Annotated in this window: 10 protein-coding genes; 1 reads left to right on the top strand and 9 read right to left on the bottom strand. The window is 41.3% G+C overall.

The annotated features are described in order from the left end of the window. The first annotated feature begins 12 nt into the window (after positions 1 to 12). Positions 13 to 450 carry a hypothetical protein gene (locus COW20_14205; protein ID PIW46909.1) on the top strand — a complete coding sequence of 146 codons (438 nt, stop codon included), beginning with the start codon at positions 13 to 15 and terminating at the stop codon, positions 448 to 450. 8 nt (positions 451 to 458) lie between these two features. On the opposite strand, the gene COW20_14200 is transcribed toward COW20_14205, so the two are convergent. The 9 genes from COW20_14200 to COW20_14160 form a co-directional block, all read right to left on the bottom strand. Next, positions 459 to 1,466: a hypothetical protein gene (locus COW20_14200; GenBank protein PIW46908.1), complete on the bottom strand. Its 1,008-nt coding sequence runs from the start codon at positions 1,464 to 1,466 to the stop codon at positions 459 to 461. 52 nt (positions 1,467 to 1,518) lie between these two features. Next, the gene (locus COW20_14195) at positions 1,519 to 3,645 is read right to left on the bottom strand and encodes a hypothetical protein (GenBank protein PIW46907.1); all 2,127 of its coding nucleotides are present in this window, start codon (positions 3,643 to 3,645) and stop codon (positions 1,519 to 1,521) included. 25 nt (positions 3,646 to 3,670) lie between these two features. Further along, positions 3,671 to 5,716: a hypothetical protein gene (locus tag COW20_14190; GenBank protein ID PIW46906.1), complete on the bottom strand. Its 2,046-nt coding sequence runs from the start codon at positions 5,714 to 5,716 to the stop codon at positions 3,671 to 3,673. Positions 5,717 to 5,744: 28 nt separating this feature from the next. Further along, positions 5,745 to 6,281 (bottom strand): hypothetical protein, encoded by a 537-nt coding sequence (locus COW20_14185; GenBank protein PIW46905.1) that lies wholly within the window; start codon positions 6,279 to 6,281, stop codon positions 5,745 to 5,747. Further along, positions 6,274 to 7,728, bottom strand: coding sequence for a hypothetical protein (locus COW20_14180; protein PIW46904.1), 1,455 nt, complete (start codon positions 7,726 to 7,728; stop codon positions 6,274 to 6,276). The genes COW20_14185 and COW20_14180 overlap by 8 nt, the downstream gene beginning before the upstream one ends. Next, a complete protein-coding gene (locus COW20_14175) occupies positions 7,718 to 8,173 on the bottom strand; it encodes a hypothetical protein (protein ID PIW46903.1) in 456 nt (151 codons plus the stop codon). Before COW20_14175 ends, COW20_14180 begins: the two co-directional genes overlap by 11 nt. A gap of 8 nt (positions 8,174 to 8,181) precedes the next feature. Beyond that, positions 8,182 to 10,413, bottom strand: coding sequence for a hypothetical protein (locus COW20_14170; protein ID PIW46902.1), 2,232 nt, complete (start codon positions 10,411 to 10,413; stop codon positions 8,182 to 8,184). A 43-nt stretch (positions 10,414 to 10,456) separates the two neighbouring features. After that, positions 10,457 to 11,002, bottom strand: coding sequence for a hypothetical protein (locus COW20_14165; protein PIW46901.1), 546 nt, complete (start codon positions 11,000 to 11,002; stop codon positions 10,457 to 10,459). A gap of 68 nt (positions 11,003 to 11,070) precedes the next feature. Beyond that, complete coding sequence (locus COW20_14160; GenBank protein ID PIW46900.1) at positions 11,071 to 12,378, bottom strand: hypothetical protein; 1,308 nt, start codon at positions 12,376 to 12,378, stop codon at positions 11,071 to 11,073. Between the last annotated feature and the right edge of the window lie 26 nt (positions 12,379 to 12,404).

Genomic DNA, 12,404 nt, shown 5'->3' with positions numbered 1-12,404 from the left:
TGAAGTCGTCTGATGAAACAAAATCAACAGTATACCATCCATTTAAAAACACAAGAAAAACAAGAGCTTGAGAAACTCATCTTATCCCCGAAGGAAACTAAAAAGCGGGAATTTAGAAGAGCACAAGTGCTTTTAATGGCCGATGATCAACAATCCAATAAGGCAATAGCCCGAGAAACGGGCTTGTCGGAACAGGCCATTATCAATATCAAAAAGCGTTATTGCTCCGAAGGTTTGTGTCTCAAAGATAAACCGCGCAGTGGTCAACCGCCGAAATTGGATCAAACAGCTCAGATTACCCTCAAACGGTTGGCTTCTGGCCCCCCGCCAAAAGGTCAAAAAACGTGGAGTCTGCGTACACTGGCAGAGAAAATGATTGAACTCAATCTGGTTTGCAGTATTTCAAAAGAATCGATTCGAAATTATCTTAAAAACGAATCTGGACGCTAAAAATTAACTCAATCAACTTGAGCTATCCGTTTAATCCAAAGTCCAATTTCTTCAGGTGAAAGCGTCATTTGTACGATATTTTGCCGCAAAGCCGATTTTGGCATGCCAAATACCTTGCAACTGGCCTGGTTCTGCACGATCGTGACACCCTTATAGTTAAAAATATCCCGCAAACCCTCCACCCCATCGTCTCCCATGCCTGACAGCAAAACGCCCATTGTAGAAGCCCCATAAGCAGAAGCCACTGAACTCAATGTTAAATTAATCGAAGGACAAAAACGATCCTGTTCTGAATTTTTTCGTAAATTCAATTTGCGATCAGGGCTGACCCATAAATGATGGTTATCGAGCGGCAAATAAATAACTCCAGCGTGAATGTCTTGCCTTTGCTCAACGACTTGAATTGGCATCTGGGTACACCCCTTCAACCACTCTTTAAAATTTCGACTATAACCAGGCGTATTGTGCTGCAAAATTAAAATAGGCAAAGAAACTTTACCCATGACATGAAATAACTCACACAATGCATCAGGCCCACCAGCAGAGGCCCCCAAACAAATAATTTCAATTTTTTGATTTTCTTCTAATTTTCGATAATGTTGGGGAAAACGTTGACTGAGCGTAAGACACAAATCTCTCAATTCCTGAGCAACCCCATCATAATGCAAGCCTTTGGGCTTATTTACGGTACGCACCCAATCATAATGAAGATAACCAGAGAGTTTAGAGCCTATTTGCTGATCGTCAAAATTTGCTGAGAAAAAAATAATCGGGATCGGTGGTTTTTTTAGTTCCTGCTGCAATTTTGCAACAGCATCAATTCCATCTAAATAGGGCATTCTTAAGTCACAGATCACCACGTCTGGCTGAAAAATACTGATTTTATTCAACATTTCTACGCCATTGCAGGCATAATCAATCGCTTCGAGATTTTCCAAACCACTTAAAGATTTACCCAAGGATTTTTGAACAACCAGAGAATCATCCACAACTAAAACCTTAAGAGCAGGACCCATGCCAATTAAATTCCTTAAATAAGTCAAAATAAAAGCCAGTATAGCACAGGAGCTATTCTAAGGACTGCTGCAAAAGCTTACTGATGCGCTCCAAAAATGTTTGTTGGTTAAATTCACCTTTGACAATATAAGCATCCACCCCAGCTTCCACCCCCTTGCGTTTAAATTCTTCATCGGCAAGAGAGGTTACCATAATCACAGGCAAATGTTTATATTTCGAAGCCCGAATCCAACGCGTAAAGCCATAGCCATCCATCAACGGCATTTCACAATCCGTAATCACGATATCAGGACGATGTTGCGCAAGCAATTGACAGCCCTCTTCCCCATTGGTGCCAATCACCACTTCAAAACCACTGGTTTCTAAGATGTTTTTTTCCAACGTGCGGGTAGTAATCGAGTCATCCACCACCAAGACCTTCTTACGCGTTACAGAAAACTGGGCATCTTCGTCAGAATGAACCACCAGTTTAGAGAAACCTGATACCTCATCGATGATTTCAACCGGATTTAAAACCAGTACGGGCTTTCCATCTGCCTGTAGCGTTGCTCCAGAAACATTTTTTAACTTGGTAATTTGTTGCCCCAAAGGCTTCATAAAAATCTGGCGGCTCTCAAGAATTTCATCAATAATCACAGCCGCAATTTTACTTTCACGCTGAAAAATCATGACATATCCTTGATCGTAAACCACCGGCCGAACACGCTCAATTCCCAAAATAGCCGCTAAATCTTCAAGTGGAACCGATTGATCCCGGTAGTTAAAAAAGGTTTGCCCCTCTTCTCCACGCAGAAGCAATTGAGAGCTCAAGGCCTCAATCGACTCAAGCGAAGTATTTGGAACGGCAAAAATACGATCTGAAACTTGAATAAAAATTGATTCGAAATTGGTAAGTTGCAATGAAACCCGAATCGAAAAACGTGTTCCCCGTCCGGGTTGAGACCGAATTGAAATAGAACCCTGAAGGGTATTTTCAATGATATTTTTAACAATATCCAACCCCATACCACGTCCTGAGACATTGGTAATGGTTTCTGAAGTTGAAAAGCCCTGAACAAAAAGCAAATCGGTCAGTTCCTGTTCAGACATCGCCATGATTTTTTCTTCAGGAAATAAATTCAAGTGCAGCGCTTTGTTTCTAATTTTATGAAAATCAAGACCTTTGCCATCATCTTCAAGTTCAATCAAAAGGTCTCCCCCGCTCAAGCCCACACGCAGCTGAATATTGGCTGTTTCATTTTTATTCTGAAGCAGCCGTTCTTGAGCACTTTCAATGCCATGATCCAAAGCATTTCTGACAATATGATCCAGAGGTTCTTTTAATTTTTCGAGAATAAACCTGTCCACTTTGATATCTTCACCCACGGTGACAAACTGAATCGACTTCCCCAACGAAAGAGAAGTATTCTTAACGGTTACACGCAAAGAATTAAACAGGGTTTTAAATTCAAGCAGGCGAATCTGGGCCAGCTCAATACTCAAATCATCCAATAAGGAGTCAAAAACAAGCGCGTGGTGGCGCATCTGCTCAAGGAGATCCGCAGCTTCTGTTTCAATTCTATTTTTGAGAATTTTCAAGCGGCTTTCTTCCTGGCTGCGACGCAAAGCGTAGACCCATTCTTTCACCGTTGCAATATAGGTATCATAAACGGCACGATAGGTTCCCAATTCTCCTGTACGGTTAATCAGGAAATCCAGCTTATTGGCATTGACACGCAGCCAGTTTTGAGCCTTGCTTGAAGTATCAGAAGGCATTCCCGCAGAAATATCTTCGGGAGGCGTTTCTTCCTGAACCGCCACATCCACATCGATCAGTGCAGGCGCCAACCCCAATTTACGCTCTTCTTCTGCCAAACTTTCACGGATATCTTTGGCAAACGTAAACAGCTTGTTTAACTTCACCGCATCAAAAGAATCTTGTTCTTTTTGTAAGCTGCCGATATACGATTCCATTCCATGGGCAATCGTGCCCACCTGGGTCAAACCCACTGAATTGGAATCTCCTTTGAGCGTATGGGCACTTCTATAAATTTCGATTAATACCTGAGTCAGTTGACTACTGTCATTTTCAAGTCGAAACAAATGTTCAGTAATCTTTTCCAAATGCTCTTGCGCACTGGTACGAAATATCTCAAAAATTTCAGGATCTACACTGAGCTCAAAATCCATATCATTCATAATTTAATTCCTGGATGATTGAGGTTTAGGCAGTCGCTATCATATTCAAAATTTCAGCCTCATCTGGAATTTTGAGGTTGATACTTCTCATGGTATCTTCGAGTTGCTCCATGCCCTCTTTTTGCTCGCGAGAAGAAAGTGCAATCTGGGTGGCCACTTCAGCAGAGTTGCGAATCGAATCGACCAGTTTGTCGATCGTTTCTCCAGCGGTCAGTGAAAGTTGAACTCCAGAATCGGAGAGTTTCATACCATCTTCAGCCAGCATCACGACCTGATTGGTAAGCCCTTGAATCTGACCCAAAATTTCTGAAATACGGTAAGTAGCTTCACGGGATTCCTCTGAGAGAATACGAATTTCATTGGCAACCACAGAAAAGCCTTTTCCATATTCATTTGCTTTAGAAGCCTCAATGGTCGCATTGAATGCCAGCAATTTCGACTGTTTGGCAATATCATTTACAGTGGAAATAATATCGCCAATGGCCTGGGTCTGCTTACTCAAATTGAGAATGGTATGGGCAATGGTTTCCATTTGTTGTTTGATTTTTTCAACGCTGTTAATCGAATTGGAAACAGCACTCTGTCCTTCAGAGGAGATATTCACCGAGGTTTCAGCCACATCTCTTACAATTCGGGCATTATCGGCCACCAAATCTGAAGTTTGTTTAATTTCATAGATCGAAGTAGAAGTGGTTTTGATCAGAGACTGCAAATAATAACTGTTACGCTCTGACTCCTCTTTTGCACGGTTGATCTGCTCTGTGAGCTGATTCAAGCTGTCAATTTTCTCTTCTAATAATTCCATGCTCACCGTGCCTTCACGCAATTGTGAATCGGCAGAAGCAATATTCTGAACCATCTGGTTGAAAGCTTTGCTCAGACTTTCGAGTTCATCCCCGGTTAAGATTTGCGAAACCTGAACATCCAATTCCCCTTCAGCCACCTTATTGGCAGCCTGCTCTAACTGCGTAATCGCAACCAGAATCAAACGGGTCATGTAAACAGCCAAAGAAAGCGCAATCAAAGTCAATAACAAGGACAGTAAAATACTGATCCATTTATTTTGATTCAAGCTTGAAATACGTTCCTGCAAAATCGTTTGCAGCAAACTTTGAGAACTGTCCCACAATGTGAAATCTGCTTGAAGATATTCTTTTCTGAGCGCATTGAATTCATCAACACGCACGACTGGTTTTTTAGGTTTAATAAAATTCGTATTGATATAGACCAAAAACTTATTCGTTAAAGCCTGATCTTTTTTGAGACTTTCCTGTAAATCTTGATAAACTTGCCCTTTTTTTCCGACAAGAGAAGCAAGTACTTTTTCATAACCCGAATTCAAATCACGGGCTGAAGTACTCAATAAACCAGCGAAAATTGCCACTTTTGAAGTATTGTCGGTATCAATCTGGCCCTTGTTTTTATTATTTCCCAATAAATCTTCCAACTCAGCGGCACTGCTCAAATCATCGGCAGAAAGTCCTTGGCCTTCGATAATTTTATCAATCAGCTCTGTAACCTGGGCATTCATTTGTACTTTTGAAGTCAATTTATTCAAGGTTGAATCCACCAAATAAAACGAAGCGATCTCTGGGTCTTGAATTAATTTTGATCTATCACCCACAGCAATAATCAATTTTTTAAGTACTGATAAAAATTCAAGATGCGCTTGATTGCTGCCCTCCACTGAAAATTCAAGCACTTCTTTTTTCAGTTCATTCCATTTTGCTGCAGTAGCGCTAATATCTTTGACTAAATCGATACGGTTATTGTTGGTCTTATTGATTTCCTGTATTTCAGTAAAGAGTTGAGACAATTCTTTTTGCAGGTTCATAATTTGAGGTCTCAATTCCTGTTGACCACCGGCTAATTTTTGCACAAGAGTTTTATGCGCGGTTATTTTTTCAAAAACAGTTTTTAAAATCGAAACATATTTCAATCCACGAACTTCCTCTTGAGCCGCCTGGGTTTCAGCATTCATTTTAGTCACTGAAAAAGTCAAGAGCCCAACTGTAGGAAGACAAAAGCAAGCTCCAATAATGGCTAGTTTTTGAGCTAATTTAAATTTCATTCGCTAAATACCTTTCTTTTGGGGCAAATTAATCAACAATATAAATTCTTTCATCATAAATAAGCGACTGGGCTTGAATAATATAAATCTGGCTGATGGTCATACCTTGAATATGCCGGGGAACAGCAGCCTCACTTAGAATATGTTTGGTCGGAATACTTGAAAGGTCTTCAAATTCATCGACGATGATCCCCAACTTACGCCCATTGAAATGGAGAGGAATCACATTGTATTGGCTGCGCTTGGCTTGGGGCTCAAACCCCATCAGCAAACTTAAGTCGATCAGTACCATGATCTCGCCGCGAATATTGGCAATCCCCCGGATCAGTTCCGGTACATAGGGCAAAGGCTCACAATACACTTCTACATGCACTTCTCCCGCAAAGCGGACATCCAGGGCATAGCGGTGGCTCCCAGCCCAAAAGATCAAATATTCAACAGCCCCCAAACGCATCAAGGCTTCTTCAATCGCGGCAGAGGACTGTGCAAGCGCTTGGGTACGGGATTTCAGTAATTCTGTTTCTTTTTCATTTTTTAAAAGAATATAGGGATTACGCTCAGACATGGAAGGTCTCTCCTTTTTTCTGGGCTGGATAAAAAGCTGGCAGTAAATCTGAAAGACTGATTCCAAGCCACTCTAATAGCTGAAACTCCAAGGGCGAAATTTCAGAATCTTGGTAAAGACTCAAAGCCCGATTTGCAGACTGATAAGCTTTCTCATGTTTATGAGAGTTCAGAAAATACTGACTGAGTAAATAATGCTCCAAAACCGTATCAGGCCGTACAAATCTTGATTTTCGAATATACTCAAATGATTTCTCCCAGAAATCTTGCTTTTGTGAAAGATAAGCCTGAACCAAATAGGCACAGTAACAGGTAGGATCCCGTTCAATAATCCGCCCCAAAATCTGATCGGCCTGTTGATATTCTTGTTTTTGAAATTTTAAAACAGCCTCATGTAAGAACACTCTTTCCCACGAGGATTGATCCGTCAAGGTACGTAAAATAGGTTCAAAATCAGAATCTGTCTCTTGTGACATCAAATGCTGTGGCTTGGGTAAAATTTCAGGAGCTTGATTTTCTAAAGATCCTGTTAAGCAAACCGGCTCAGACACAGCAACAAAATCGGGTTCTTCTTTTTTGATTTCGTGAGAACGTGATTTTGGCAGGCAAAGACTGGGGTCTGATTTTTGAAGAATAAAAGCAGTTTCTTTGCTTTGAGACAAAAACGGTGGTATTTGATAGAGAAATGCCTCTTGAGGGCTGGTAATAAAATAGCCATCGGGCTGCAGAATTTGAGAAAACTGGCCAACAATATTCAATGCCAACCTTTTTTTAAAATAGATTAAAATATTACGGCAGAGAATAATATCGGGCACCCCATTTTTAGCAATCAACTCGTCAATCAATGGCTGATTAAAAATATCTTTGGCAAGATTAAAATGAAAAAATTGCACAGCATTTCGAATTTGATCCGCTAAAAGGTAGCTCTCGCCCTCTCGCTTAAAATACTTGGCAAGATAATAAGAATTGGTGGCCCGTAAGGATAACTCTTGATAACGACCTGACTTTGCCTGTTCCAAAACGCGAGTACTGATATCAAAACCTAAAATCCGAATCTTTGCATTGGCCAGTGAAGAAACGCCGTAATCATCGAGCAACATGGCAAAGGTATAAGCTTCTTCACCGCTTGAGGATCCCATCGACCAAATGGTTAAATCCCTGTTTTCAGATTTCGTCCACTGATGCAAATATTTAATAAAGCACTGGGTTAAAACCTGATCTCTAAAAAAATAAGTTTCATTGACTGACATCTCATTGATCAGCCATTGGCAAAGATCTGCATAAGACTTTGTTTGAATATCGATTTGATGCTCAAGCAAAATTCGTAAAACAGATTTTTTTGTTTTCTGATCAATGGCCAAACCATAGGTTTGACTTAACTCATGGGTTAATTGAACAGAAAGTTGTTCCAAAGATCTCGTCATTTTGACGTGTTCACTAAGAAGCATTTTGACGTGACGAAGATAAGTTTTGAACAAGCTCAAGATATATATTCGAGATATTCAAAACAGGTATCTTATTTTTATCTAATTCAATCGCATATCGGCAATATTTGGGAGCAATCTGATAAGAGGTCACCCTGGGATACTCTGAAGGATTGACAATATCAAGAACTTCGTCCAAGAGAAGACCCGCTTTTTTATTTTCTGGGCCAGAAACCACAGCAATCAGGTTCTCAATCAAAAATGGCCCGTGATTAAAGTTAAAATAACGGCAAACATCTACTACAGGCAGGGTTTCCTGCCGATAGTAGAAATAACCCTGAGCACATCCGCCATGGGAGGAAACGGGCTCAAAATTAATAATCCTCGTGATTTCAACAATATTTTCAACTTCTATCGCAAAGAGAAAATGTTTGCTTTTGAACAAGATGGCCTGTGTTTCGACTGTCATTTGAATTATCAAGCCAATCGAATCGTATTGATCGTTTCAGAATCTTGAGAAAAGACAGAAATGCTGTCCCAAATAACCCCACGATTCGAACTGAGGCGGGGCGTGCCGTATAAGCCAACAGCCTTTTCCATGCTATCGCCCATTTTCAAGCCTTTGGCCGTTGCGCCTGGGTAACGGGGGCCAATATTGATTTCAGAAACCAAATCAGACTCAAAGATAACTGACAGGGTGAGTTCTTTGAGCACAAGCATTTTTGCGCTCTCATTCAGATTTTGTGTAAAGGCACTCAAAATTTCAAGCACTTCGTTTTTCTTGCTTGAACCTACCTGAATATTTAAGACCTTGCCACTTTCATAGATCGTAAAATCGTGTTCCTCTTTTGCTTTTTGCAACTCAGGCTTGCTCTCAACAGCCGTTTCAGCAAGCGTGCTTTGGAACATATCGTCAATCTGGGCCATATTTTTCAAGTTCATATCTTCCAGATCAATTCGACGTGCAGCCTCCATAAACAATCTCATCGGACTGGTTTCAATGCTTTTTTGAGCAGGCTCTTCCCAACTCAACTCTTGAAAATGTCCACTTTTCATCGCCATCAAAGGATAAAAAGCCTCTTCACCTAATTTATCGAGATATTCGGCATGCACAATTTCACCAAAGGCCAAATAGATTTTTCCACTGGTTTTGGTAATCGGGTCAATCACCTCTACCAATTTCTGTTTGCGTGACAAAACCAGCATTTGAATAAAATCAAGCAGGCTGACATTGGTAATATCTCCCCCTACTTTGTGCTCTTCACTGATTTCGTCCAAGACTTGTTTGACTTGTTTCATATTCAATGGTTTTTCAAAATAGCGAAGAATTCCCACGGAATTTGCAAATTCACGAATATCTTCGGAACCAAAGGCCGTCATCATGATCACCTGGGTTTGGGGCTTATTGCCTTTAATCCACAGGAAAAACTCCACCCCATTGATTTCTGGCATATCCAAATCAGTAATGACCAAATCAAACTCTTCTTTCTGCATCAGGGCAATGCCATCTTTGGCCGAGGTGCAGGTGGAAGTGGTATAACCTTGCGAAAGTAAATATTTCTTGATAATCGATAAAATGGTAGCGGAATCATCCACCACCAGAATTTTTTGAATGGCCTGCTTCATCGGCTCATCACTGACAATATTGCCAGCAACTGACTTCACCAAAGATTTTCCTATCTGAATCGTGTTTTCAATCTTTTTGGCAGCCGCCAAAACTTCTTCTTCAGACATATTTTCAATCGAGCCGACAGGCACTTCTAAATTATTCAGATAGGCCTCGCGCTCATCCATGACACGCGCCACTTCCATAAACAAATTGGCTGCAGGCATTTGAATCGTCTCTTCTGTTGGCTCTTTCCAAGCGGAGACAGAAAAAGAACCATGCTTACTTGACATGATCAGAAGAAAGGCCTGTAAACCCTTTAAATGCGCAAACTCTGAGTGAATAATTTCACCATTGCGCACATAAATTTGTCCGTCTTTGGCTGTTGCGCGGTCCTTAAAATTAACAATCTGATTTTTATGGGCATTCACCAACATCTGCAAGAGGTCAAAGAGGGTGATATCATCAACCTTTCCTGTAAACCCTTGAGGGCTTTTGGGCTCAACAGGGGCCGGAGCGGCTTTCACAGTGGAATTGTCTGAGAGACTTTTTTGTTTAAGCTTCTGAACCTCCTCTTTTAAACGCTGATTTTCTTCATGCAGTTTTTTCAACTTCTCTAATTCAGGCTTGATCTTCTGATACTGATCCTGAAGTTCTTTGTGTTTTTGAGACAAAGTCTCAAGATCAGCCTGGGCCCCCTGCAAATCAGATTCGCTTTGCTTGAGGCGCAGGCTTAAACGATCTTGCTCATCTTTATACTTTTGGGCTGAATCTTCTGCTTTTTTGATCTTTGAGTCGGCGTCTAAAAATTTAAGATTTTTAAGCTCCAACTCCTGAACTGTTTTTTGCAGTTGAGCGTATTTCTGCTGAAGATCCTGATGGGTTTTCAACTGAAACTCTCTGTCTGTTTTGCTTTGATCAAGCTGTTGATTGAGTTGAGAAACTTTCTGTTTGAGTGCCTGAATTTCTGTTTCGACTTCATCTTTTTGTGCCTTTAAAGCCACTTTTTCAGAAGACAGTTCTTCAACTTTCTTCTTCTCAGTCTGAAACTCTTTCTCAAGCTCTTCAATTCTCAGCTTGAGTTTAGAACCGCCAAAAAACATATTTTCTCACCTCAAAAAAAACTTTCAAATATTCACAGACAGGTTAGGGAAGCATTGAAACATAACGCAAAATACCAGAACTTAAACTATGCCCCTGTTGAGACAAAGCCGTTTGGCTGGCGACAATACGGTTCTTGCCCTTGTAGTTGATCACACAGAGCGAAGCAGATTTTGATTGAATTTCACGCACATTGGTCGTAAAGGTAAAAATATGGCTGGCATTTGCCACCCATGCAGCTTCAGCCGCATTAGAACCTTTTGCAAAATAAAAGACATTGATGCCATAGGACGGGGCATTTCCAACCGCGTTCTGGGGCACAGGGAAAGTTTCATAGCCATAGGCGCCTAAACCCGCTTTGACTTGTTTCATTGAGGAAACAGAACTTGAGTTTACGGAATCATAAACAATACCGACCTTGATCGGCTTTCCCTGCAGAGTACTGACAAAACGAATCAATTTTGCAAAGAAAACAACCCCGGTTTTATCAGAAATCACTTTATAAGAGGCTGCATCTGCGACCCCAGAAAACCCCATCACCAACATAAAAACAAGACAAATTGAAAAATACGTTTTAATTTTTGCTTTCATGAATTACTCCTTTTTGATAAAAAAACAGGCCTGCCGCGTGTATTCAAGACACACGCGGCAGAACCACCTTAGAAGCCCATTGCTGCTTGGGCTATCAGAGAATGTGGGGTCTGGTTATTCTCCTGCAGGGTATAGGAGTAAGCGGTTTTCAACATAAACAGAGACCAAGTATCTGCAAAGGGATAAAAATTCACCCCTACGGATACGCGTTGTTTATTCTCTGCCGTTGAATTGCTGTAATTGATCATGTCGTAGCGCAGAACAGGCTCAAGCCAGTTAAAGACCTTATAGGCCCCTTGCAGATAAAAGCCCTGTTTGGTGATATTGCCACTGCCTGTGCCTTGCAGGGCCATGGCATATTCCCCTTTGAAGTCAAAATTACCCACTTCATAGTTCAAATCAAAATCAAAGATACTGGTGCGCAATTTGCCATCATTGCTGGTCGCGCCGGTATAGGCAGAGAAACCCAAATCCAAGCCAGGAAGCAAGCGTGCGCCTACGCGTCCGCCCAAACCCTTGTCCAGATTTTTATCTATATGGTTATTGCGCATTTTGCGCAAAGACCCGGAACTGAGTTTGGCATCATCTGAATCAGAACTGGTTTCGGTGGCATCATGCAAACCATTAATGGCATAAAGCGCATAGTTAATATTCTGGTCAATGCCAAAATCATAACGCCCAAAGACCTGAACACCGACATCCCCCCAGGAGACAGGAATTACTTCTTGCATGGCAAAGGGGCGGTCAGGCATTTTATTGATATATTCAGGATAGAGATAGGTATTGAAAGAGCCGATAGGCACCAGGAATTTACCCACTCTGAAAATGCTCAAGGGGCTGGCCACAATATCCAATTGACCAAAACGAATCTGTTGGTCATCGCCCCCGTGCTCTTTTTCAAGCTGAATTTCAGCAATCAAAAGGTCTTTGATATTGGCACCCACAAAGATATTAAAATAATGCATATCAAAAGTCGCCGGACTTAATTCTGCATTGGCATCAATCACCGCATAACCGTGAAGATAGGTAGATACGCCCAATTCATTCAAGCGTGCCCCAAAAGACCCTGTTTTACCAGAGGCAATTTCACTGTTCAAAAGTTCATCAATTTCATCAATGGATGCAGCATTGGGATCCGTTGGTTTTTCATCAGGCAATTTCAATTGGGGTTCAGAAGAAGCTTCAGGAGTCGGCTCTTCTGTTGACGGAGTTTCTTCAATATCATCTAAATTGGGTTCTTCTTCGTCAGAAGCAGCTTGGGCTGCAGCAGTCAAGGGATCTGCGGCTTGGGCAGCAGGCAGCGCCCAAGCCTGGGCAGTTAAAAACAAAACACTCAAACTTAAACTTAAAGACATTTTTTTCAAATTTTTTTGCATGACAGAATGACACCTCAAGAATCAAT

It is taken from the genome of bacterium (Candidatus Blackallbacteria) CG13_big_fil_rev_8_21_14_2_50_49_14 (assembly GCA_002783405.1).
GTDB lineage: Bacteria > Cyanobacteriota > Sericytochromatia > UBA7694 > UBA7694.
The sequence above is the reverse complement of the archived record's forward strand: the minus strand, read 5'-3'. Positions and strand labels throughout refer to the sequence as shown.

Excerpts from the sequence above, each read along its gene's own strand:
- COW20_14190 (PIW46906.1), bottom strand. The coding sequence starts at position 5,716 with ATGAAATTTAAATTAGCTCAAAAACTAGCCATTATTGGAGCTTGCTTT.
- COW20_14160 (PIW46900.1), bottom strand. The coding sequence starts at position 12,378 with ATGCAAAAAAATTTGAAAAAAATGTCTTTAAGTTTAAGTTTGAGTGTT.
- COW20_14180 (PIW46904.1), bottom strand. The coding sequence starts at position 7,728 with ATGCTTCTTAGTGAACACGTCAAAATGACGAGATCTTTGGAACAACTT.
- COW20_14200 (PIW46908.1), bottom strand. The coding sequence starts at position 1,466 with ATGGGTCCTGCTCTTAAGGTTTTAGTTGTGGATGATTCTCTGGTTGTT.
- COW20_14175 (PIW46903.1), bottom strand. The coding sequence starts at position 8,173 with ATGACAGTCGAAACACAGGCCATCTTGTTCAAAAGCAAACATTTTCTC.
- COW20_14165 (PIW46901.1), bottom strand. The coding sequence starts at position 11,002 with ATGAAAGCAAAAATTAAAACGTATTTTTCAATTTGTCTTGTTTTTATG.
- COW20_14205 (PIW46909.1), top strand. The coding sequence starts at position 13 with ATGAAACAAAATCAACAGTATACCATCCATTTAAAAACACAAGAAAAA.
- COW20_14195 (PIW46907.1), bottom strand. The coding sequence starts at position 3,645 with ATGAATGATATGGATTTTGAGCTCAGTGTAGATCCTGAAATTTTTGAG.
- COW20_14185 (PIW46905.1), bottom strand. The coding sequence starts at position 6,281 with ATGTCTGAGCGTAATCCCTATATTCTTTTAAAAAATGAAAAAGAAACA.
- COW20_14170 (PIW46902.1), bottom strand. The coding sequence starts at position 10,413 with ATGTTTTTTGGCGGTTCTAAACTCAAGCTGAGAATTGAAGAGCTTGAG.